The 23,113-nt window shown below is 59.5% G+C and carries 21 protein-coding genes and 1 pseudogene; 17 read left to right on the top strand and 5 right to left on the bottom strand.

Going from position 1 to position 23,113, the window contains the following annotated elements; all coding sequences use genetic code 11:
- Positions 1 to 361: 361 nt before the first annotated feature.
- From ACEN8Q_RS06445 to ACEN8Q_RS06455, 3 genes are read left to right on the top strand one after another with little or no spacing between them, the layout of a single operon-like run.
- Positions 362 to 1,183, top strand: coding sequence for an ABC transporter substrate-binding protein (locus ACEN8Q_RS06445; RefSeq protein ID WP_413704759.1), 822 nt, complete (start codon positions 362 to 364; stop codon positions 1,181 to 1,183).
- The gene (locus ACEN8Q_RS06450; RefSeq protein WP_413704760.1) at positions 1,180 to 2,025 is read left to right on the top strand and encodes an amino acid ABC transporter permease; all 846 of its coding nucleotides are present in this window, start codon (positions 1,180 to 1,182) and stop codon (positions 2,023 to 2,025) included. Before ACEN8Q_RS06445 ends, ACEN8Q_RS06450 begins: the two co-directional genes overlap by 4 nt.
- 35 nt (positions 2,026 to 2,060) lie before the next feature.
- Positions 2,061 to 3,443 carry an LLM class flavin-dependent oxidoreductase gene (locus ACEN8Q_RS06455; protein ID WP_413704761.1) on the top strand — a complete coding sequence of 461 codons (1,383 nt, stop codon included), beginning with the start codon at positions 2,061 to 2,063 and terminating at the stop codon, positions 3,441 to 3,443.
- A gap of 46 nt (positions 3,444 to 3,489) precedes the next feature.
- Here the strand turns inward: ACEN8Q_RS06455 and ACEN8Q_RS06460 are convergent, their stop codons facing one another.
- Positions 3,490 to 4,341 carry a LysR substrate-binding domain-containing protein gene (locus ACEN8Q_RS06460; protein WP_413427449.1) on the bottom strand — a complete coding sequence of 284 codons (852 nt, stop codon included), beginning with the start codon at positions 4,339 to 4,341 and terminating at the stop codon, positions 3,490 to 3,492.
- A 244-nt stretch (positions 4,342 to 4,585) separates the two neighbouring features.
- On the opposite strand from ACEN8Q_RS06460, the gene ACEN8Q_RS06465 reads away from it, so the two are divergent.
- The 14 genes from ACEN8Q_RS06465 (at position 4,586) to ACEN8Q_RS06530 (ending at position 18,964) form a co-directional block, all read left to right on the top strand.
- Entirely contained in the window at positions 4,586 to 5,428 is an 843-nt protein-coding gene (locus ACEN8Q_RS06465; protein WP_413704762.1) for a transporter substrate-binding domain-containing protein, read from the top strand.
- Between the two features lie 61 nt (positions 5,429 to 5,489).
- Entirely contained in the window at positions 5,490 to 5,648 is a 159-nt protein-coding gene (locus ACEN8Q_RS06470; protein WP_413704763.1) for a hypothetical protein, read from the top strand.
- Positions 5,645 to 6,379 carry an amino acid ABC transporter permease gene (locus tag ACEN8Q_RS06475; RefSeq protein WP_413704764.1) on the top strand — a complete coding sequence of 245 codons (735 nt, stop codon included), beginning with the start codon at positions 5,645 to 5,647 and terminating at the stop codon, positions 6,377 to 6,379. Before ACEN8Q_RS06470 ends, ACEN8Q_RS06475 begins: the two co-directional genes overlap by 4 nt.
- Positions 6,369 to 7,157 (top strand): amino acid ABC transporter permease, encoded by a 789-nt coding sequence (locus tag ACEN8Q_RS06480; protein WP_413427453.1) that lies wholly within the window; start codon positions 6,369 to 6,371, stop codon positions 7,155 to 7,157. The genes ACEN8Q_RS06475 and ACEN8Q_RS06480 overlap by 11 nt, the downstream gene beginning before the upstream one ends.
- Positions 7,144 to 7,980, top strand: coding sequence for an amino acid ABC transporter ATP-binding protein (locus ACEN8Q_RS06485; RefSeq protein WP_413427454.1), 837 nt, complete (start codon positions 7,144 to 7,146; stop codon positions 7,978 to 7,980). Before ACEN8Q_RS06480 ends, ACEN8Q_RS06485 begins: the two co-directional genes overlap by 14 nt.
- A gap of 17 nt (positions 7,981 to 7,997) precedes the next feature.
- Complete coding sequence (locus tag ACEN8Q_RS06490; protein WP_413704765.1) at positions 7,998 to 8,594, top strand: cysteine dioxygenase; 597 nt, start codon at positions 7,998 to 8,000, stop codon at positions 8,592 to 8,594.
- The gene (locus ACEN8Q_RS06495; RefSeq protein WP_413427456.1) at positions 8,591 to 9,247 is read left to right on the top strand and encodes a glutathione S-transferase family protein; all 657 of its coding nucleotides are present in this window, start codon (positions 8,591 to 8,593) and stop codon (positions 9,245 to 9,247) included. Before ACEN8Q_RS06490 ends, ACEN8Q_RS06495 begins: the two co-directional genes overlap by 4 nt.
- A 22-nt stretch (positions 9,248 to 9,269) precedes the next feature.
- Positions 9,270 to 12,038 (top strand): cystathionine beta-lyase, encoded by a 2,769-nt coding sequence (gene metC, locus ACEN8Q_RS06500; RefSeq protein ID WP_413427457.1) that lies wholly within the window; start codon positions 9,270 to 9,272, stop codon positions 12,036 to 12,038.
- A 442-nt stretch (positions 12,039 to 12,480) separates the two neighbouring features.
- Positions 12,481 to 13,149, top strand: a complete 669-nt coding sequence (locus tag ACEN8Q_RS06505; RefSeq protein WP_413427458.1) for a GntR family transcriptional regulator — start codon at positions 12,481 to 12,483, stop codon at positions 13,147 to 13,149.
- A gap of 72 nt (positions 13,150 to 13,221) precedes the next feature.
- Entirely contained in the window at positions 13,222 to 14,028 is an 807-nt protein-coding gene (locus ACEN8Q_RS06510; RefSeq protein ID WP_413704766.1) for an ABC transporter substrate-binding protein, read from the top strand.
- 12 nt (positions 14,029 to 14,040) lie between these two features.
- Positions 14,041 to 14,814 carry an amino acid ABC transporter permease gene (locus ACEN8Q_RS06515; RefSeq protein ID WP_413427460.1) on the top strand — a complete coding sequence of 258 codons (774 nt, stop codon included), beginning with the start codon at positions 14,041 to 14,043 and terminating at the stop codon, positions 14,812 to 14,814.
- Positions 14,815 to 14,816: 2 nt separating this feature from the next.
- Positions 14,817 to 15,596 (top strand): amino acid ABC transporter ATP-binding protein, encoded by a 780-nt coding sequence (locus tag ACEN8Q_RS06520; RefSeq protein WP_413427461.1) that lies wholly within the window; start codon positions 14,817 to 14,819, stop codon positions 15,594 to 15,596.
- A gap of 82 nt (positions 15,597 to 15,678) precedes the next feature.
- Positions 15,679 to 17,289 (top strand): gamma-glutamyltransferase family protein, encoded by a 1,611-nt coding sequence (locus tag ACEN8Q_RS06525; protein WP_413704767.1) that lies wholly within the window; start codon positions 15,679 to 15,681, stop codon positions 17,287 to 17,289.
- 571 nt (positions 17,290 to 17,860) lie between these two features.
- Positions 17,861 to 18,964 carry a GlxA family transcriptional regulator gene (locus ACEN8Q_RS06530; protein WP_413704768.1) on the top strand — a complete coding sequence of 368 codons (1,104 nt, stop codon included), beginning with the start codon at positions 17,861 to 17,863 and terminating at the stop codon, positions 18,962 to 18,964.
- Positions 18,965 to 19,159: 195 nt separating this feature from the next.
- On the opposite strand, the gene ACEN8Q_RS06535 is transcribed toward ACEN8Q_RS06530, so the two are convergent.
- The 4 genes and pseudogenes from ACEN8Q_RS06535 to ACEN8Q_RS06550 form a co-directional block, all read right to left on the bottom strand.
- Positions 19,160 to 20,593, bottom strand: a complete 1,434-nt coding sequence (locus ACEN8Q_RS06535; protein ID WP_413428892.1) for an NAD(P)(+) transhydrogenase (Re/Si-specific) subunit beta — start codon at positions 20,591 to 20,593, stop codon at positions 19,160 to 19,162.
- Complete coding sequence (locus ACEN8Q_RS06540) at positions 20,590 to 20,946, bottom strand: NAD(P) transhydrogenase subunit alpha (RefSeq protein ID WP_008064823.1); 357 nt, start codon at positions 20,944 to 20,946, stop codon at positions 20,590 to 20,592. The genes ACEN8Q_RS06535 and ACEN8Q_RS06540 overlap by 4 nt, the downstream gene beginning before the upstream one ends.
- An 11-nt stretch (positions 20,947 to 20,957) precedes the next feature.
- Complete coding sequence (locus ACEN8Q_RS06545; protein WP_413428893.1) at positions 20,958 to 22,079, bottom strand: Re/Si-specific NAD(P)(+) transhydrogenase subunit alpha; 1,122 nt, start codon at positions 22,077 to 22,079, stop codon at positions 20,958 to 20,960.
- Positions 22,080 to 22,174: 95 nt separating this feature from the next.
- Positions 22,175 to 22,545, bottom strand: a pseudogene (locus ACEN8Q_RS06550) (hypothetical protein); the annotation flags it as partial.
- Between the last annotated feature and the right edge of the window lie 568 nt (positions 22,546 to 23,113).

The following is a 23,113-nucleotide window of genomic DNA, read 5'->3' on the forward strand; positions in this document are numbered from 1 at the left end:
GGCAGGCAAACATAGTAGCGAATCTGCAACTGGATCAGTAGCGAGATGAGGCGCCGAGCCCATTTCCCCCTGCGTAAATCAACTGTTTCTACCTGTTCGTAGCCAGAGCTATTTACTCCCAAGCCCGGCGACATCATGCCTTGCGAGAGTCGATCCAGCAGTTATCGATATTGCCATGAACAATCCGGCAACCTTTGTGGCTTCTTGTGCATCGCCTGAAGGTCGCTGACGTCAGGGCAGTCTGAGCCCGTAACCCGGATATAGCCTGAAGCTAGCCTGTTATTCCATAAAACAAGTACAAACGCATTTTATAGTGCGTTTTAATCTAATCAGGTTTTTTCAACTGACAGGAGCTTCGTACTTGAAAACCACGGCATTGTTGTCCTTGGGCCTGGCGTTAGCCGCCAGTTGCTCTGCGGCTTTTGCAGGCCCGATCCTGGATCGTGTGACGAAAAAAGGCGAGTTGACCGGCGTCCTGATGGAAAGTTATCCGCCGTTTTCCTTTCTCAATGAGCAGAACCAGCTGGACGGGTTTGACGTGGATGTCGCCAAGGCGGTTGCCCAGCGCCTTGGCGTCAAGCTCAAACTGGAGACCCCGTCCTGGGACGTGATCGCTGCTGGCCACTGGAGCGGGCGCTATGACATCTGCGTCTGCTCGATGACCCCGAGTAAAGCCCGCGCCGAAGTGTTCGATTTCCCGGTCGAGTATTACCAGTCACCCGCAGTGATCGTAGTGAATGCCAAGGATAAGGACATCACTGCGGGCAAAGACTTGTCCGGCAAAAAAGTCGGTGTGATCAGCGCGTCGACTTACGAAGCCTACTTGAACAAGGATCTGGTGATCGAAGGTGCCGAGGACAAACCTTTGAGCTATCCATTCGATAATGTTCAGGTCGCGCCCTACGACAACGAGACAGTGGCGTTCCAGGATCTGGCACTGGGCACGGGCGTGCGTCTGGATGCCATGGTCACCAACCTGATCACCGCGCGCGAGCGTATTACCCAGGATCCTCGCTTCAAGATTGCCGGCGATACGCTCTACGCCGAACCGAACGTCGTGGCGATCGAGAAGGGTGATCCGCAATGGAGTGCCAAAGTCACCGAGGTCATCACCCAACTCAAGGCTGACGGTACGCTGAGCAAGATTTCGCAGAAGTGGATCGGTGCCGATATCAGCCAATGACAGCCCTCAATCCACATCCGGCCAAGGCGACTGTCGCACCCGAAGCCGAGCCACGCCCCTTGAGCCAGCTCTTTGGCTTTCGCACTCGCCTGTACTTGACGTGGGCGGCGCTGTTCGGCTTGTGCGTCATGTTTTTCATGAGCTTCGATCTGAAGTTCTCGATCATTCTGGAAAAGTGGCCGAATCTGGTCGGCCTGCATCTGGGGCCCAACGGTTTCCTGCAGGGTGCCGCACTGACGTTGTTTCTGTGCTTCTGCTCGATCTGGCTGTCCCTGCTCCTGGGGTTCGTGACGGCGCTGGCGCGTCTGTCACGCAGTGCCGTGGCGTTCGGTATCGCGAGCTTCTACGCATCTTTTTTTCGCGGTACTCCGCTGCTGATTCAGATCCTCCTGATCTATCTGGGTTTACCGCAGCTGGGCGTTGTTCCCGGCGCCATCAGTGCCGGCATCATTGCGCTCTCGCTCAACTATGGGGCCTACCTCAGCGAGATCTTTCGCGCCGGCATCCTGGCCGTAGCACCCGGGCAGCGCGAAGCGGCGATGGCCCTGGGACTCAGGCCAACGGCGACGTTTGTGCAGATCGTCCTGCCGCAAGCCATGCGCACGATCATTCCTCCGACGACCAGCCAGTTCATTTCAATGCTCAAGGACTCCTCGCTGATCTCGGTGATGGGCGTCTGGGAGGTGATGTTCCTGGCGCAGTCCTATGGGCGGTCTTCCTATCGCTACATCGAAATGCTCACCACCGCGGCCGTCATCTATTGGCTGCTGTCCATCGGGCTCGAGTTGATACAGCACCGCCTCGAACGCCACTACGGCAAAGGCTTCAAGAATCAGCGGTGATCCGCCCGGTTTAATCATTTTTTTCAGGAACCACTATGTCCGATCCCAAACCTCTGTTGTTTGCACTCTACGAACAGGCCAGTGTCGGTTGCGGCGGTGCGCCAAGCCTGTGGACACACCCGGCCGACGAGCGACTGACCATCAACTCTCTTGGCTACTGGTCGAACCTGGCACGCATTGCCGACCAGGCTCACCTCGACATGCTGTTTTTTGGTGATGTGCTGGGTTTCTACGATGTATTTGGCGGCAATGCCGATGCGGCCATGAAATGGGCGGTAGAAGCACCGGCGAACGATCCCTTGATGATCATCCCGGCTTTGGCTGCCGTGACGCAAAACCTGGCCTTTGGCGTCACCGTCACCACCAGCTACGAACATCCGTTTACCCATGCCCGGCGCTTCAGCACGCTGGATCACCTCACCAATGGCCGGGTCGGCTGGAACATCGTCACGTCTTACCTGTCCAGTGCCGCCCGCAACTTCGGTCTGGAGCAGATGATCAGGCACGATGACCGCTATGAGCGCGCCGAAGAGTTTCTCGATGTGGTCTACAAGCTCTGGGAAGGCAGTTGGGCCGACGACGCCGTGGTTGCGGACAGATCGCGACAACTCTACGCCCGGGGTGATCGAGTGCGGCCGATCAACCACGTCGGTGAGCATTACCGGGTGGCCGGGCCGCACTTGACCTCGCCATCGCCACAGCGCACACCGTTGTTGATTCAGGCCGGCTGGTCAGGGCGCGGACGTGAGTTTGCGGCCAAGCACGCCGAGCTGATCTTCATTGCCAAGTCCAACCCGCAGGAAATTCGTCAGGGGCTGGAAGAAATATGGGCCAAGGCTCAGGCACGTGGCCGTCAGCGTGACGATGTGAAGTCCCTGACGGTGCTGCGTATCGTCACGGCCAAGACCGAGATCGAAGCCCAGCGCAAATATGACGAGCTGCAAAGCAACTATCACTTGCAGGCCCAACTGGTCAGTTACGCGGGTGACACCGGCATCGATATCAGCCGCTATGCCGACAGTGATGCGCTTTCCACCCACACCGAAGGCATGACCTCCTACGTGATGCGTCCCGATGGCACTGGCAAACCCTTGACCGCTGGCGACGTCAAGCAACGGTTTGCCAACGTCACCCGAGGCAGCGATCTGATCCTGGTGGGCACCCCTCGACAGGTGGCCGAGCGCATTGAGGAGCATGCGCGAATCTCCGGCACCAGTGGCTACATGCTCAATCCGCTGATCAGCCCCGGAAGCCTTGAGGACTTCGTCGAACTGATCATCCCCGAACTGCAGAAACGTGGGCTGTACCGTACTCAACCGCAAAGCGGTACCTTCCGTTCGCGGTTACGGGCCGATGGTTCAAGTCTGTTGCCGGCGTCGGCCTATGGGGCCTCGTTCCGTTTCGACAAGGCTTTTTAAAGGGGATGGGGCGATTCGCCCCATACACCGCGTGCACCTTCGGCATTCAATGCCCGCGGTTGCTGCGAATCAACTCATAAGCCCGACGCACCAGAGGATTAAGCGTATTGGGTCGAATCCACAGGTGATAGGTGACGTCCGGCAGACGGGGCAAGCCATCGCTTTCACCCAGCACCCGCATATCCGGGCCCAACATTTCCATGCTTCTGGCAGTGACGCCAAGGCCTGCACGCGTCGCCGCCTTGATGCCAATCAGGTTCGACGCCAGATAAGCCTGGCGCCAGGGAATGTTGGCGCGCTCGAGGGCCTCAAGGGCATATCGTCGATAGATGCTGGGCTCATCGACCAGGATCAACGGCAAAGGCTCGCCGGGGTTATGAAGAAACTGCGCAGAGCAAATCCACCATACCGGCGAGGTGCGCAAGGCAAAACCTTCCAGGCTGGGGTCTTCGCGAGTGGAAATCACCATGTCGACCTTGCCGCGATGCAGGTCGTCCATGAGAAACGGGCTGCGGCCGACGTCGATTTCCAGGCGCAAGCGCGGAGCCGAGCGCGCGATATGACTGAGAATCGGTGGCAGGATGGTGTCGGCGATGTCATGGGGTGAGCCGATTCGCAGCACGCCGCTCAAGCTGCTTTCGCGCAAGGAATTCAGCGCGTCATCGTTGAGCGAAAGCATTTGTCGGGCATGGCGCAGTAACTGCTGCCCGGCTTCCGTGAGCTGCTTTTGCCGCCCGCGTTTTTCGAACAGGCTGACCCCGACCTGTTGCTCCAGGCGTTGCATGTGCTGAGTGACCGACGATTGTGTGCGGGCCAGTTGCACGCCGGCCTCGGCAAAGCTGTGGTGATCGACCACGGCAATGAAGGTGCGCAGTAATTCGAGATCGAGGGTCGACATGGCGGCTGCTTTTTACATCAAGGGTGCGAACATAAACATTACATTTTTTTATGTATTTGGAGAAATTGATTTTTCTGGAATCTCGCAGATGCCAATAAACGCTGGCTTTTAAGCGTTTATCTAAAAAATGACAGCACCAGAGTTATAACGATATTAGATATTTGTATTTCCGTTACCTCGACGCTGTACGCAGGATGCCACTCATCGGATCGGGGTTTTGCCGATCATTCATGAGGGGAAATCCATGTCGTTCAAGCGCGCGTCTGTAAAACGTTTATTGCCCGTGATGTTGGGCGCCTTCATCTCACTGGCCGCCAGCACCGCGGCCCATGCTGACGCGACGCTGGACAGGATCGAGCAGCGTCATGTGCTGGTGGTTGGCGTGCTGTTGTCAGGCGGCCCCTTTGGCGGCATTGATCCGGCCACACAGAAACCCCGCGGTTTGAACGTCGAACTCGCACAGGAACTGGGTCGGCAGTTGGGCGCTGAAGTGCAACTGGTGCCGGTATTGCCGGCCAACCGCGTGCAGTTCCTGCAGCAGGGCAAAGTGGATTTGCTGATCGCCAATATGGAATGGACGGCAGAGCGCGGCGAGATCCTCGGTTTTGTACCGACACCGTTTTACCGGGTTGGCGGCACCGCCGCAGTGCTCAAGGACAGCAAGATCACTCGTTGGGAAGACCTGAAAGGGCAACCGGTCTGCACCTCTCAGGGCAGCAGCTACATCAAGCCGCTCACCGGGTTGGGCGTTGAGTTGAAGGCGTTCAAGAGTTCCTCCGAGTCCTTGTTGGCACTGCGTGGCAACAACTGCGTTGCGGCGGTACATGACGCCACACTGATCAATCCGTTAATCGCCGACAACACCGAATGGCAAGGCTATCGCGCCATCAGTCCGGAGCTCAACCCGGCGCCGTCGGTGATCTGGACGCGCCGTGGTGAAAGCGACACCCAGGCCAGGCTCGACCCGATCGTCAAGGAACTGCACCGCAGCGGCTGGTTGATCGAAGCCCAGACCCGCAACCACATCACCCCCGCGTCACCTGCGCTGGTCGAACTGCAAAAGCAGTTCCAGGCCAACGGCGCCTGATTCACCTCATCGTATTCAATACGCCGCCGCATCGCGCGACGGCTATTCAAGGCAGTCGCGCATGAACCGTCATTGTTCCACTAACAACCTGACCCCATTGTGTCTGGCCAATGCTGTTGCATTGTCACCCTGGGTTCACCCGTCCAGCGCGACCGATGGCGTCACTGAAGCCGGACGTCGCATCGCCCGGGCCTGTGCGCAATTGCGGGGCGCAGCATGAGTGATTGGCTGGAGCTATTCGTCCACTGGGCTGCCGGGCTGGGTCTGAACTACAACTTCCTGCTGGACGCCTATCAGCGCGGCACCGTGGTGCAGGGTGCGTTGACCACGATGTGGCTGTGCCTGTTCACCATTCTCGGCAGCTTGCTCGCCGGGCTCGGACTGGCGGCGATGCTGACGTCGGGCAATCGGTGGTTGGCGAAACCGGCACGTGTGTTCGTCGAAGTCACTCGCAACACGCCGACCCTGGTGCAGCTGTATTGCGCGTTCCTCGTCTTGAACATGTTGCTCACTCAAGCCGTTGGCGCCGCGAACCCGCTGACACCGTTCGCCTGGGTGGTGATCGTGATCTCGTTGCACAAGGGCGCGTTCCATGCCGAGGCCCTGCGCGCCGGCATCGAGGCGGTACCGGCGGTGACGCTGGAGGCGGCCAGTTCGCTGGCATTGAGCAGCCGTCAGTTGCTATGGAACGTGCAACTGCCGCTGGCCCTGCGTTTCGCTTTGCCGTCGCTGATCAACAACCTGATCGACCTGGTGAAGATGACTGCCGTTGCCTCGGCGATTGCCGTCGGCGACATCACCTACGCGTCGATCATGATCTGGACGCAGAGCGATAACGTTCTGGAACTGATGATTCTGATCCTGAGCTTTTTCGGTCTGCTGAGTTTTATCGTCAATTGTGTGGGGCGCTACCTTGAAGCGCGCCTGAGGATGCCCGGCTATGGCCATTGAATCGTCCGTCACCCCGTCGGTGACCTGGTCGCGTCGGCATGTCGGCAAACTGTTGCTGTTGGTCGGCGCCGGGCTCTGGTTGCTCTGGTTCACCCCGCAAAGCCCGGTATTGAAGGCGCTGCTGCAATGGTCGCCGGCCCTGGCTGCCGGCTTTGGCCAGAACATCCTGATCAGTCTGCTCGCGATTGCATTGGGTTCGCTGCTGGGGTTGCTGGTGGGGGCGCTGGCGTTATCGCCGCTGCGCCTGCTGCGTTTGCCGGCACGGATCTGGGTGCAGATTTTCCGCAACGCTCCGTGGCTGGTGCTGATCTATTTCACCACCTACGTGTTTCCGTTCGAGATCCACATCGGCAGCGCTTACGTCTCGTTTCCGGACTGGGTCAAGGTAACGATCGGCCTGGCCTTGCCGGCGAGTGCCAACGTTGCGGAGATCTTCCGTGGCGCCATTGCTTCGATCCCGGGTACGCAATGGGAGGCCTCGCGCTCGCTGGCGTTTACCCGGGGGCAGATTTTCCGCTCGATCATCCTGCCGCAGTGCTTCAAGCGCATGTTGCCACCGTGGATGAACCTGTATGCGGTGATCACCATGGGCACCGCGCTGGCCTCTCTGGTGGGGGTGCATGACGTGATCGACACCGCGCAGATTGCCAGCAACACCGTGAACATGACCGGTTTCACCGTGGTGATCTACCTGAGCCTGCTGGTGCTGTTCTTCGCTTATTGCTACCCGATTTCCCGCCTCACCCAACGCCTGGAGCGACGTTATGCCTTCTATTGAAACTGTCGCCGAGCCGCTGGTGAGCCTGCGCGATCTGCACCTGTCGTTTGGCAGCAACCCGGTGCTCAAAGGCATCGACCTCGATGTGCATCGGGGGCAAGCGGTGTCGATCATCGGCCCGTCCGGCTCCGGCAAGTCGACCATCCTGCGCTGCATCACCGGGCTGTTGCAGCCCCAGCGTGGCAGCATCCGCGTCGGCTCTACCTTGGTTCACACGCTGGTGCAGGAAGCACAGCGCATCGAACTGCGCAAACGCGTGGGGTTTGTGTTTCAGCAGTACAACCTGTTCCCGCATCTGTCGGTGCTGGAGAACCTGGTGATTGCACCGCGCAAGGTGTTGCGGCGCAGCCGTGCCGATGCGGAAAAACAGGCGCGTGCCTTGCTGGCCAAAGTGCGCATGGAGCACAAGGCCGATGCCTATCCGGGACAACTGTCCGGTGGTCAGCAACAGCGGGTGGCGATTGCCCGTGCACTGGCGATGCGCCCGGAGCTGATTCTATTCGATGAGGTGACCTCGGCTCTTGATCCGGAAACCGTCGGCGAGGTGCTGACCGTGATTCGCGAGTTGACCGAAGAGGGCATGACGTGCGTGCTGGTCACCCACGAGATGCGTTTCGCCGAAGAAATCAGCGACATCGTCTATTTCACCGAAAACGGCGTGATTGTTGAACACGGTAGCGCCGCACAGATTTTTCAGAACCCGGTCAGCGAGCGCACCCAGGAATTCCTGCGCCATGCCGTGGGCGATCCGGGGCGCCGTCCCGCCGTCGCCAACGACCCTTATCTGCTGACCAACCTGGGCCGCTACAGCCTGTCCGTATAAAACCGAGGAGCCTGTTCATGAGTACCGAAAACCGTGCCGCCGTCATCGAGGATTTCCTGAAGAAAATCCGCGTGATCAACCAACGGGGCGTCGACCGCGCCGCGCTGGTGGAAATCGTTGCCCAGCTCGAAGCCCTGGCCGAGCGCCGTGATCTGTTCAACTTCGACGAGTTCCCGGCGCCGGTGCCGGGGCAGGGCAGTACTGCGTTTCGCTACCGGCTTAACGACGACGGCGACACGCCAACGCTATACCTGAACTCATTGTTGCCGGGTAAAAGTACGATCCCGCACAACCACGAAACCTGGGCGATCATCAGTGCCGTCGAAGGCCAGGAGATCAACTACGTCTATGGTCGTGATGACGAAGGTCGCGAGCCGGGTTTCACCACCTTGCATCTGCAAAAGGAAGTGATCGTCCAACCCGGCACGTCGATCTCGTTTTTGGGAGAAGACCTGCACCGCATTCGCGTCGAGGGCGAGCAGGCGACCTTGCATTTCCATCTCTACGGCCTGCCGCTGGAGTCCCTTAACGGTCGCTATGGCGTTGAGGCCGACGGACGCATTCTCAATTACAACGCCTCGCAAATGGCGCCGTCGATCAAGGCCTACCCATGATCGATCTGTATTACTGGCCGACCGGCAATGGTCTGAAGATCGGCATCCTGCTCGAAGAGCTCGGGTTGGAGTACCGCGTGGTACCGATCAACATCCGCGAGGGCGAACAGAAGCAGGCGGCGTTTCAACGGATCAGCGCCAATGGCCGCATTCCGGCGATTGTCGACCATGCGCCAGAGGGGTTGAGCGAACCGCTGAGCCTGTTCGAGTCCGGCGCCATTCTCAATTACCTGGCCAACAAGGCCGAGCGTTTTCTGCCGCCGGCAGGCAGTGTCGAACGACAGAAAGTCCAGGAGTGGCTGTTCTGGCAGGTGGGGCATGTAACCCCTTACCTGAGTCAGCTACAGGTGTTTAAAGAGAAGGCCCCGGAACCGATTCCATTCGCTTTGGATTTGCTGAATGCCGAAGCGACGCGCTTGTATCGGGTACTGGAAGCGCGTCTGTCTGAAGTGCCGCATGTGGCGGGTGAATACTCCATCGCCGACATGGCGATTTTCCCGTGGATTCAGCCGCAGCGACAGGGACAGGAACTGCAGGACTTCCCGCACATCCGTGCCTGGCGCGAACGCCTCAAGGCACGTCCAGCCATTCAGCGTGCATATGCGAAGGGCCGCGAAGTGGCGGCCAATGAACGCGCTCTGGCGCATCAATAATTTTCTTTCGAGCGCAACCCCCATGAGCCAGACCGTAACCCCAGGGCAATTGCAGCAGTGGCTGTTCGACGGGCAGGAAATCGCCCTGTTTGATGTGCGCGAGCATGGCCAGTATGGCGAAGCCCATCTGTTTTTCGCAGTCAATCTGCCCTATAGCCGACTGGAGCTGGAGGTACGGCGACTGGCGCCCAACCCTCAGGTGCGCCTGGTGATCCATGACCAGAACGGTGGCGATGTTGCCAAGCGCGCTGCACAGCGCCTTCACGCGTTGGGGTATGAACGCGTGCACATACTCGAGGGCGGTGCCAATGGCTGGCAGGCCGCCGGTTATCAGCTGTTTGCCGGCGTGCATGTACCGTCCAAGGCTTTTGGCGAATTGGTCGAAGAGGTCAGTCACACGCCGCATGTCACCGCACGACAATTGGCCGAATGGCAAAGCCGAGGCGAGCCTTTGGTGGTGCTCGACGGCCGACCGTTCGATGAATACCGCAAGATGACCATTCCCGGTTCCGTGTGTTGTCCGAACGGCGAACTGGGGTATCGCATCCATGACCTGGTGCCTGACGAACACACGCCGATCGTGATCAATTGCGCCGGCCGAACCCGCAGCATTATCGGTGCGCAAACGCTGATCAACCTCGGTTTGAAGAACCCTGTCTATGCCCTGGAGAACGGAACCCAAGGCTGGGATCTGGAAGACTTTCAATTGGAGCACGCAAGCAGCCGTCGTTATGCCGATACCGTGAGCGCTGCACCATTGGCCGCGCAACGGCTGGCGGCTGCCCGATTGGCGGAGAGGGCCGGGGTGAAAACGGTTGCGGCTGAACAGGTCGAGCAGTGGGCTGGCGATGTCGGGCGCAGTCTGTTTTTGTGCGACGTGCGCACCGCCGAAGAGTTTGCCGCCGGCAGTTTACAGGGCGCGCAACACACACCGGGCGGTCAGCTGGTTCAATCTACTGATCTGTATGTCGGCGTGCGTCAGGCACGGCTGGTGCTGATCGACAGCGATGGTGTACGGGCGCCGATTGTCGCGAGCTGGCTGCGTCAGTTGGGGCATGAAGCGTATGTGTTGGCAGGTGGCGTGAGCAGCGCTCTGGCGTTACCTGCAAGCGACGTGATCGCCCACGAGGTGCTGCCATTGATCACTGCCCAGGTACTGTCTGATGCACTCAAGGATGAGGCCGTCGCGCTGATCGATCTGCGTCCGGGCATGACCTATCGCAAGGGCCACATTGCCGGCTCGCGCTGGTCGATCCGCCCGTTGCTGACGCGACACGTGACGGGTGAGCAGCGACCGCTGGTGCTGCTGGCCGATGATGCGCAACTGGCCTCGTTCGCCGCACAGGAATTGCCCGAAGCCCAGCGTGCGCAAGTACGGTTGCTGGACGGCGGGCTCGATGCCTGGCGTGCAGCGGGTTTCTCCGTGCAGGAAAGCCCGGACACTCCATCCCATGATCAATGCATTGATTTTCTGTTCTTTACCCATGACCGCCACTCCGGCAACAAGGACGCGGCGCGTCAATACCTGGCATGGGAGATCGGTTTGCTGGCGCAGATGAGCGACGACGAAATCGCCAGCCTTAAACCGTTGCAGACTCAAGCACGTCAGGATCCGCAGGTGCGTACGCGGCTGGTGCATTCAGCGCGGGCCCAGGGTGTCGGCGGCCGCGCAGTCAATGTACCGGTCACTCGCTTGAGCACCGTGCTGTTCGACAACCTGGCGCAAATGCGTGATGCCCGTGCTCGTCGTGATAGCGAGCGTGTGCTGAGTTATGGGGCGCGCGGCAATCCAACGGCGTTTGCCCTCGAAGACCTGGTCAGCGAGCTGGAGGGTGGTTATCGCACTCGCTTGTTCGGAACCGGGCTGGCAGCGGTCGCGCAGACGTTTCTCGCTTATCTGCGGCCGGGCGATCATGTGCTGATCACCGACGCGGTATACGCGCCTGTGCGGCGTCTGGCACGGGAGTTTCTTCAGCCCTTCGGTATTCAGGTCAGCTATTTCGCCCCGGACGGTCGTGACCTGGAGGCTCAGCTGCAAGCCAACACGAAAATGGTCTACACCGAAGTGCCAGGCTCTTTGTTATATGAACTGTGCGACCTGCCGGCCATTGCCGCCCTGTGCAAACCGCGAGGTATCCTGCTGGCCGTCGACAATACCTGGGGCTGCGGTTACCTGTACCGGCCGCTGACACTCGGCGCAGACATCTCGATCATGGCACTGACCAAGTACCTGAGCGGCCACAGCGATGTGGTCATGGGCAGTGTCTGCACCCGCGAAGACGTGTGGCCGGCACTCGCGTCCATGAGCGATAACTTTGGAGCAACCGTCAGCCCTGATGACGCCTATCTGGTGCTGCGCGGCGCTCGAACCCTGGCGCCACGACTGGAGGTGCATGAGCGTCAGGCTCTGGAAATCGCACATTGGTTGCAAGCGCAACCGCAGGTGAAGCGGGTGTTCCATCCGGCCTTGCCCGATCATCCCGATCATGCCTTGTGGCGGCGGGATTTCACTGGCAGCAATGGCTTGCTGTCCTTTGAACTGAACGAGGCGGACAGCGCGTATGTCGAGCGCTTCATCGATGCGCTGCAGCTGTTCGGGTTGGGCGCTTCCTGGGGCGGTTTTGAAAGCCTGATTACCGTGGCCGATACCCAAGAACGCAACAGTGCGGCGGATCGCTCATTGAACCCGGTATTGCGCTTGCACATCGGGCTGGAGGATGTCGCAGAGTTGATTGCGGATCTGCAGCGCGGGTTTGGGGTTTCAGGAGAGGGTCAAGGTCGAGTGTTTTGATGCGTTTGCACTGGGTAATGCAAATTCGGGGGTAGCGCTTTCGAGGGGCAAGTACACCAGGTCCGGTGCGAACTGAGACTGCCGCTTGAGAATGTTGTCTACGACAGATGATGGGCGAATCCCCGCGGATTCAGAAATGATCGGCGAATCGAAAAGCCCATGCACCAAGGTTTAACCAGGTGCCGATAGCTGACGCTTCGGCTAGAGGCCCCGGTTCGATTGGGTATCGATTTGTTACCTGGATACCGTTATTCACCCATTTGGGGCGTGCTGGGCCATTTCGTAGCACACGGCGAGTATCACGCCGATCTGAAGATCATCGGTTTTTGAGTCGAAACTCCTTTCCAATTAAGAGCTTGAGGCAGTTCGAAGCAGACTGGCACGGTTTCTGCTTTTTTTGTATCTATGGATAATTGGATACAAAACTGCAAAAGGGGACTTTATGCAATTCGCTCCCACCTACGTTGAACGTCAACCCCTGACCGCCGAGGAGGAGGCTTACAACTTTCTGCTGGAAGCGATCTGTGGCGGTCGTTACCGCAAAGGCGACCGCCTGATCGCCGAGGACATAGCAAGCGAAATCGGCATGAGCCGGATGCCGGTGCGCGAAGCCTTTCGCCGTCTCGATGCTCAAGGCCTGGTAACCCTGAGGCCTAACCGCGGCGCCATTGTCAGTGGCCTGGACTTCGACGAATTGCACGAGGTCTTCGAGATGCGCAGTGCCCTCGAGGGCCTGGCCATCCGCGTGGCCGTGCCCAGGATCGGCGAGCGTCAGCTGGCGGCTCTGGAACGCATGCTGGACGAGATGGATGACTACCGCGACGAAAGCGCCGAGTGGGTCAGGCTTCATCGTGCCTTCCATGAATACCTGTGCAGCCTCAGCGGTCGTCCTCGGCTGATGAAGCAGATCTCGGCGCTGTATTCGCTGATCGAGGCGCCGATGCGGCTGTGGCTGCAACACAGCGAAAAACCACTGAGCGCTCGCCAGGAACACGCGGTGATCCTTGACGCCATTCGCTCAGGCGATGTCGACCGGGCCGAGGCCGTGGTGCGTCAGCACATCGAGGGCACGGTGCCGGCGCTGATCCAGTTTCTGCAATCGGAAAAATAGAATCGGGCTCAAACCCGACAGTGTTTTGACTTTGAGTACTGCCCCGTTACTAAACAACTGGAGTGTCTCGTCATGCATAAACGCCATATGTTTCTTGCCGCTGTTTCCCTCGGACTCTGTGCGCAGTGGGCGGTTGCCGCGCCCCAGGTGCCGGAGCGATTGCACAAGGCCGACAAACTCACGTATTGCTCGGGCATGGATTCACCGCCCTTGGTGTCTTTCGACGAGGCGCAAAAACCCAAGGGCCTGACGGTCGATCTGGGGCTGGAAGTCGCCAAACGGCTGGGAGACAAACCGGTGCAATGGCGGGTCATTCCGTTCTCCGGGTTGCTGCCGGCATTGCTCGCCCAGCAGTGCGACATGATCGTTGATCAGCTGTTCGACAAGCCCGAACGGCGGGAGGTGATCGACATCGTCAACTACATGTACTCCAGCCAGTCAGTGGTCGTTCCCAAAGGCAATCCCAAGGGCATCAAGACCCTGGATGGACTGTCCGGGCACAAGGTGGCAGTGCTCAACGGCTCGACGATCAAAACCTTGCTGGACGCCGAGAACGAAAAGCTGACCAAGGCTGGCAAGACACCCATGAAACTGGTGGTCTACAACAGCGACACCGACGCCTTTCAGGCGCTGCGCATCAGTCAGGTAGACGCCTACGGTACCACCGTGGAAACCGCCGGTTACTACGCCGCCATGGCGCCCGAACTGTTCGAGGAAGGGGTGCCGGCCTTCAGCCGGATACTCACCGGCCTGGGGATTCGCAAGGATGATCCGCAGCTCACCGCAGCGGTACAACAGATCATCAGTGACATGCGCAGCGACGGCAGTTACGTGCAGTTGCTGAGCAAATGGCATGTCTCCAGCGACACACTCGACTGAGGCGAACGCTCGATGAATTTCAATTGGGATGTGTTCTTGCAATACCTGTTGCAGCCGAGCGGGGTGTACCTCACCGGACTCTGGCTGACCTGTCTGATCAGTGTGCTGGCGATGGCGTTGGGCTGTGTGCTGGGACTGGCGGCGGCACTGATGCGTCTGTCACGCAACCCGCTACTCAACCTGCCTGTACGGTTTTATGTGTGGCTGATGCGCGGCACGCCACTGCTGGTGCAGATCGTCTTTCTCTACACCGCATTGGCTGCCGGCGGGATCTTCCGCTTCGAAGACGTAGAGCTGTTTGGCCTGGTGGTACCGGGCAACATCCAGGCAGCGATCATCGCACTGGGCCTGAACGAAGGCGCCTACATGGCCGAGATCATCCGTGCGGGGATCGGTGCCGTGGACAAGGGGCAGTACGAGGCCGGGCGTTCGTTGGGCATGACCTTCGCCAAACTGATGCGGCGAATCGTTCTGCCTCAGGCGTTCCGGGTCATCGTTCCGCCGTTGGGTAACGAGTTCAACGTGATGCTCAAGAATACGACGCTGGTCAGCGTTATTGGCGTGCAGGAGTTGCTGCTGAGCACGCAAATGGTCACGTCGGCGACATTCCGGGTATTTGAACTGTACCTGGTGGTGGCGATGTATTTCCTGCTGCTGACCACCCTCTGGGGCTTTTTCCAGCGTTGGCTGGAAGCGCGTTTCGGACAGTCCGATCGACCCGCACCGCCAGCGGCTGGCAGTCGCATGTTCGGTCGCGGCACGCTGAAATTGCTGAGGGGGCGTTAAGCATGGCGCACAAAAGTGAAGAACTGATCATCGAGGCCCTGGACATTCACAAGTCCTTCGGCGACCTGGAGATTCTCAAGGGAATTTCCTTGCAGGTGCGGCGCGGGGAAGTGGTGGTGCTGATCGGCGCATCGGGTTCAGGCAAGACCACCTTCATTCGCTGTATCAATCTGCTGGAAGATATTCAAGGTGGTCGCATTCGCGTCAACGGTCGCTCCATGGGGTACCGCGAGCGCGCCGACGGCAGTCTGGTGCGCGACTCCGAGAGCAACATCGCTCGCCAGCGTCGGGACATCGGCATGGTCTTTCAGCGTTTCAATCTGTTCCCCCACATGACCGCGCTGGAAAACATCATTGAGGCACCGATCCAGGTGCTCGGCGTGCCACGCGCAGAAGCTTTGGAACAGGCCCGGGCCTTGCTCGCCCGGGTCGGTCTGGCGGACAAGGCCATGCATTACCCGTCGATGTTGTCCGGCGGGCAGCAGCAGCGCGTGGCAATCGCCCGGGCGCTGGCGATGAAACCCCAGGCCATGCTGTTCGACGAGCCCACCAGCGCTCTGGATCCGGAAACCGTCGGCGAGGTGCTGCAGGTGATGAAGCAGTTGGCCGATGACGGCATGACCATGGTGGTGGTCACCCATGAAATGGGTTTTGCCCGGGAAGTGGCTGACCGCGTGGTGGTGCTCGATCAGGGCGAATTGATCGAACAGGGGCCGCCGGAGCAGATCTTCAGTCGACCGACACACCCGCGAACCCAGGCTTTTCTCAGCCGCGTGCTGTGATCTTCTCAGTCGGGTTTTTTTCACCCGGCAATGGAACCGGACACCTGCGGCCAATGAATCCTTGTTTGGAAGAACTTTTGCCATGTTGAAATTTTCTGCCCACGAATATCCCTATCCATCGCAACGTCAGAGCGTGTTTGCACGTCGCGGCATGGTCGCTGCTTCACAGCCATTGGCCGCCGAAGCCGGCATCGAAATCATGCGCAACGGCGGCAATGCCATTGATGCCGCGATCGCCACAGCGGCGGCTCTGACGGTGGTTGAACCCACTGGCTGCGGCTTGGGTGGCGACGCCTTTGCCCTGGTATGGAGCAAAGGCCAATTGCACGGACTGAACGCCAACGGCCATGCGCCGGCAGCACTGACCATCGATGCAGTCAAGGCGTGTGGTCACGAGCAGATGCCGCTTTATGGCTGGACGCCGGTAACGGTGCCCGGTTGCCCTTCGGCCTGGGCGCAGTTGTCCAGACGGTTCGGCAAGCTGCCTTTTGCCGAGTTGCTGCAGCCCGCCATCAGCCTGGCCAGGGAGGGTTTTCCACTGTCACCGGTGGTCGCCCGACAATGGCAGACCGCTCTGGATGAATTCAGCCCCCATCGAGACCCGGTGCTCGACGTCTGGTTCGACACGTTCCTGATTGATGGCCGTGCGCCAAAGGCCGGTGAATTATTCCGCAACCCGGCGCAAGCCCGAACGCTGGAAGAACTGGCGGACAGCGCTTGCGAAAGCCTCTATCGCGGCGATCTGGCTCAGCGCCTGGATGCCCATTCCCGCGCCACCGGCGGCTACCTGCGAGCCAGCGACCTGCAGGACTATCGCGCCCAATGGGTAGATCCGATCAGCATCAATTACCGCGGCTACGATGTCTGGGAAATTCCCCCAAGCGGGCAAGGACTGGTGGCCCTGATGACCCTGAAAATCCTTCAGGGCTTCGACTTCGATCACCGGGACAGCCAGCAGACCTGGCATCGTCAACTGGAAGCCATGAAGCTGGCCTACAGCGACGGCCTGCATTACATCACCGATCCGCTGCACATGCGTGTGGCCGTGGCTGACCTTCTCAGCGATGCCTACAGCAGCCAACGTCGCGAACAGATATCCGATCAGGCGCGTGAACCTAATCCCGGCGATCCCCACGCCAGCGGTACGGTGTATCTGGCCACGGCGGATGCGGAGGGCAACATGGTGTCCTTCATCCAGAGCAACTACCACGGCTTTGGTTCCGGCGTGGTACTGCCAGACAGCGGAATCGCCTTGCAGAACCGCGGGCAGGAATTCAGTCTCGACCCTGACCACGCCAACTGCCTGGCACCGGGCAAAAAAACCTTTCACACCATCATTCCCGGTTTCATCAGTAAAGGCGACGCACCGGTGGGACCGTTCGGCGTCATGGGTGGCTACATGCAGCCCCAAGGCCATGTGCAGATGGTCATGAATCTGCTGGATTTTGGTCTCAACCCCCAAGCCGCGCTGGACGCTCCGCGGTGGCAATGGCTGGGGGATATGAAGGTCGGCATCGAACACGGGGCGTCTCGGGACCTGGCCGCTTCGCTGGCACGGCGCGGACACCAGATTCAGGTTGATTGCGACCTGATCAACTATGGCCGAGGGCAGATCATCATCCGTGACCCGGACTCCGGTGTGCTGTGCGGCGGCACCGAGCCGCGAGCCGACTCCCATATCGCCGTGTGGTAGCGGGCCGCTGAAAACAGGAAAAGAGACCCCGGTCTCTTTTTTTGTTTGTGTGGCAGACGGCGCTGATTGCGATCGTTCGCAGCGCCGAACAGCTTGGCTTTATCAGTTTGTCAGGGAACGCGATCAGGGTTTGTCCGCGACTGTGCCCCGCGGCACAGGCCCAGGCCCGGTTACTGGTACGTCTCATTCCGGTTACAGAGCACTTTTATCGTGCATGGCGCTTGTATCTGACCAAATCGGGGCATTGGTCATTGCTGTATTCAAAAACCGACATGTGGACGTCGGTGACAAATAAGTTGTCGTTTATAGACATCTCTTGCTTATGTGCTACCAATGTGCCCAGCGCTGATGAACGGAGCAATAATTCAAGCGTTTCCCTTATGGCTCTCGTCCTGCAACCCCCCCGATATAGAGGCATTGGGTGATGTCGTTTTTGAATTCATTGAAAACTATGTAACTGGGTATGACCTTTGCAAGTTGAATAGGAACAATCCCACCAGTTTTTGGACGGGAGAATAAAAAGAGCCTTCGCCTGAGGCCATTCACCCGCTTTGTGTGAGGAGATACCGCGATGACGACGTTCAACTCCGGGGCCCAACCCCAGAACCGTGCGCCTCAATCCATCGGCTTTCTGCTGCTGGACAATTTCACGCTGATTTCCCTGGCCTCCGCAGTGGAACCCCTGCGCATGGCCAACCAATTGTCCGGTCGCGAGCTGTATCGCTGGACCACCCTCACCGTCGATGGCGGTCAGGTCTGGGCCAGTGACGGCCTGCAGATCACCCCCGACGCCTCCATGCACAAAGCCCCGCCAATGGACATTGTCATCGTCTGCGGCGGTATCGGCATTCAGCGCACGGTTACCCGGGAACACGTGTCGTGGCTGCAAAGCCAGGCCCGTCAGGCCCGCCGCCTCGGCGCGGTGTGCACCGGCAGCTGGGCCCTGGCCTGCGCCGGCCTGCTCGACGGCTTCGATTGCAGCGTGCACTGGGAATGCCTGGCGGCGATGCAGGAAGCTTTCCCGCGGGTAGCCATGAGCACCCGTCTGTTCACCCTCGACCGTAACCGTTTCACCAGCTCGGGCGGCACCGCGCCGCTGGACATGATGCTGCACCTGATCAGCCGCGATCACGGTCGCGAACTGTCGGCGGCCATTTCGGAAATGTTCGTCTACGAGCGCATCCGCAACGAACAGGATCACCAGCGCGTGCCGCTCAAGCACATGCTCGGCACCAACCAGCCAAAACTGCAGGAAATCGTTGCGCTGATGGAAGCCAACCTCGAAGAGCCGATCGACCTCGACGAACTGGCGGTGTATGTCGCGGTGTCCCGTCGTCAGCTCGAACGCCTGTTCCAGAAGTACCTGCACTGTTCGCCGTCGCGTTACTACCTGAAACTGCGCCTGATCCGTGCGCGGCAGTTGCTCAAGCAAACGCCGATTTCGATCATCGAAGTGGCGTCGATCTGTGGTTTCGTGTCCACGCCGCACTTCTCCAAGTGCTACCGCGAGTACTTCGGCATTCCGCCGCGTGACGAACGCGTAGGGTCCAACACTACCCAGCAAGTGGCGATGATGCCGCTGCCGCAAGCGTTGGTGCTGTCGCCGTTGTCCGGGCCGTTGTCGGCGTTGGGCCAGGCACGTAACGAATCAACCTTCGCCAGCGTTCGTCTATAAATCTTCACCCTATCCTGCGAAAGCGTAACGCTCGCAGGATAGGGTAAGGCGCATTACTTTCATTGTTGCGTTGAAGCAGGACTAACTCGACAGCTTTGATCATGTCTTCGATGACTTCCCTGGTGCTACCGAAAAACATCCTGGCTTCGTTCAGGTAGAGCAGGGCGGGCGCAGCCGCTAGCCATCGAGCGCGGGTTAGTCGACGGCTTTGACCATGTCTTCGATGACCTTTTTAGCGTCGCCGAACACCATCATGGTTTTGTCCAGGTAGAACAGCTCGTTGTCCAGGCCGGCATAGCCGCTGGCCATCGAGCGCTTGTTGACGATGATGGTCTTGGCCTTGAAGGCTTCGAGGATCGGCATGCCGGCAATCGGCGATTTCGGATCGTTCTTCGCCGCCGGGTTGACCACGTCGTTGGCGCCCAACACCAGCACCACGTCGGCCTGACCGAACTCGGAGTTGATGTCTTCCATCTCGAACACCTGGTCGTAAGGCACTTCCGCCTCGGCCAGCAACACGTTCATGTGCCCTGGCATACGCCCGGCCACCGGGTGGATCGCATACTTCACGGTTACACCGCGATGGGTCAGCTTCTCGGTCAGTTCCTTCAGTGCATGCTGGGCCCGGGCTACCGCCAGGCCGTAGCCTGGAACGATGATCACGGTATCGGCGTTGGTCAGCAGGAAGGTGGCGTCGTCGGCCGAACCGGATTTCACCGGGCGGGCCTCCTTGGCGCCTGCCGGACCTGCGTCCGCCGTATTGCCGAAACCGCCGAGCAGTACGTTAAAGAAGGAGCGGTTCATCGCCTTGCACATGATGTACGAGAGGATCGCACCGGACGAACCGACCAGCGAGCCGGCGATGATCAGCATCGAGTTGTTCAGCGAGAAGCCGATGCCCGCCGCTGCCCAGCCGGAGTAGCTGTTGAGCATCGACACCACCACCGGCATGTCGGCACCGCCGATCGGGATGATGATCAGCACGCCGAGCACGAAGGCCAGCGCCAGCATCACGCCGAAAGCGGTGAGGTCGCCGGTGAGCATGAACGTCACGCCCAGGCCCAGTGTGGCGAGGCCCATCAGCAGGTTCAGCTTGTGCTGTCCGCCGAACTGTACCGGTGCGCCCTGGAACAGGCGGAACTTGTACTTGCCGGAAAGCTTTCCGAACGCGATCACCGAACCGGAGAAGGTAATTGCACCGATGGCGGCACCGAGGAACAGCTCCAGGCGGTTACCGGCCGGGATCGCGTCACCGAGTTGCTGGACGATGCCCAGCGACTGTGGCTCGACCACGGCAGCCACGGCGATGAACACCGCGGCCAGGCCGATCATGCTGTGCATGAAGGCGACCAGCTCGGGCATCTTGGTCATTTCGACGCGTTTGGCCATGATCGAGCCGACAGTGCCGCCGATCAGCAGGCCGACGATCACGTAGACGATGCCGTCGTGAGCCAGTTCGGCACCTAATTTATAGATCAGGCCGACCGTGGTGAGGATCGCCAGGCCCATGCCGAGCATGCCGAACAGGTTGCCGCGCCGCGACGTGGTCGGGTGCGACAGGCCCTTGAGCGCCTGGATGAAGCAGACCGAGGCGATCAAATACAGGGAAGTTACCAGGTTCATGCTCATGCTTGCTGCACCTCAGCCTTGATTGCTTCGGCCTTGGCTGCCGGAGCTTTTGCTGGAGCCGCTTTTTTCTTGAACATTTCCAGCATGCGGCGGGTCACCAGGAAGCCACCAAACACGTTGACCGCGGCCAGGGCCACAGCCAGGGTGCCCATGGTCTTGCCCAACGGCGTCACGGTGAGAGCGGCGGCGAGCATCGCGCCGACGATCACGATGGCGGAGATGGCGTTGGTGACCGCCATCAGTGGCGTGTGCAGTGCAGGTGTAACGTTCCAGACCACGTGGTAGCCGACGTAGATGGCCAGCACGAAGATGATCAGGTTGTAGATACCGTGAGAGATCAGCATGTCTTCCATTGTTTTTATCCTCAGCCGTTCTTGCGCACGATCTGGCCGTCGCGGCACATCAGGCACGCGGCGACGATATCGTCTTCAAGGTTGATCACCAGTTGTCCTTCTTTATCGAACAACAGTTTCATGAAGTCCAGCAGGTTGCGGGCATACAGCGCCGAAGCATCGGCCGCCACGGCGCCAGCCAGGTTGGTCGGGCCAACGATGGTCACGCCATTTTCGATGACCACCTGATCGGCCACGGTCAGCGGGCAGTTACCGCCCTGGGCTGCCGCGAGATCGATGACCACCGAACCCGGTTTCATCTGGGCCACGGTTTCCGCGCTAAGTAGCGTCGGTGCCTTGCGGCCCGGAATCAGTGCGGTGGTGATGACGATGTCAGCCTGCTTGGCGCGTTCGTGCACGGCCGCGGCCTGGCGCTGCATCCAGCTGGCCGGCATGGGGCGGGCGTAACCGCCGACACCCACGGCGCATTCACGCTCTTCGTCGGTCTCGTAAGGCACGTCGACGAACTTGGCGCCGAGGGATTCGATCTGCTCTTTTACCGCCGGACGCACGTCAGACGCTTCGATCACCGCACCCAGGCGCTTCGCGGTAGCGATAGCCTGCAAACCGGCCACACCGGCACCGAGAATCAGCACGCGCGCCGCTTTCACGGTGCCCGCAGCGGTCATCAGCATGGGCATGAAGCGCGGATAGTAGTGCGCGGCCAGCAACACGGCTTTATAGCCGGCGATGTTGGCTTGCGAGGACAGCACATCCAGGCTTTGGGCGCGGGAGGTGCGAGGCGCCGCCTCCAGGGCAAAGGCGGTAATCCCGCACTCGGCCAGCTTGGCGATGGTTTCGTTGCTGAACGGGTTGAGCATCCCCACCACAACGGTGCCGCTTTTAATCAGCGCCAGCTCGCTGTCGCTGGGCGCGACCACCTTCAAGATCAGCTCTGCGCCAAACGCGTCATTGGCGCTGCCAATGGTTGCGCCTGCCGCTGCATAGGCACTGTCGACAACGCTGGCGTTTACGCCGGCGCCGCTTTGTACAGTGACCTTATGACCCTGGCTGATCAGCTTCTTGATGGTTTCCGGGGTTGCAGCAACCCGTGTTTCACCGGTCTGGGTTTCGAGAGGAACACCAATGTGCACGTCAAATCTCCTGCGTGATCTTATTGAGTAAACCCATGCACTACGGATGATTCGGCGGCGGCGATGGTCACCGCCTCGGTCCCGATGAAGCATCACATGATGGAGATGAAGGCGCCGACTACCGCCGACAGGCCGTTGGGAGCAAACCCGCCGTGCTCGGCCATCAGGCCGCTCAACCCGCTGACTTCCCGATCGGGAACCCAGCCTATCAACACGGCAAAACCCACACCGATGAAACCAATGATCGCCACGACCTTTCACCGAGCAGGCGCATGACCAGAACGACCAGCAAGCCAGAGAACAGATAGGTCAGCAGGACGGCCGGGCCAGCCGCCGCAATGGCATGTCCTGAGCCCACGAACAAACCGGAGCCGATAATCCCGACGATAGACAACATGGTGAAGTGACGTGGCTTGAAGCCCTGCGCCAATTGGCCACTCGAATCCTTGGAGCTCGGGCTGATCATTATTTTTTTCTCTGGTGAACGACATTCAGGCGTGCTGATGGGGGGCTATTGTCCCCCTCCTAAAAACGGCGCCCTCCAAGCGCTGCCGTTCTTGTCAAACCCATCATCGCGATGTGGTTATTTCGATGAAAAGCAGTGCCACCTTACTCGGCTTGTCCGACGATTCAGTTACCTGTTCGCGCCACCTTCTTGCCTGATATCGACACATGCAAATTTGGCGTTCACGATGAAGACCAAGCGGTCACGAAGTGGCTTGGTGTAATCATTTTGTTTTTTGCGCACTCTGCTAACAGAGCAATGAATGGTGATAGTTTGCGAAGCTTAAGCGTGCGAGAAGTTTTCGGAAGAGGCCTGCAACCTGAAACGGGTCATGAAAATCATCGGCGCTAACGGTTTGTTGGTAGGGGGCAAGGGAATGCAGTTTGTTGCTAATGGGCCAGACATCGCTGCTGAGTTATTACGGGCTCATGAGGAAGGTCGTGTTGTGTTTTTCTGTGGGAAACCAACCCGGTAGTGAGGCGCTCGAACGTGCCTGTCGGGAACGTTCGCATGCCATTACAACCATACC

It is taken from the genome of Pseudomonas sp. Pseusp16, assembly GCF_047324915.1.
GTDB classification, from domain to species: domain Bacteria; phylum Pseudomonadota; class Gammaproteobacteria; order Pseudomonadales; family Pseudomonadaceae; genus Aquipseudomonas; species Aquipseudomonas fluorescens_CD.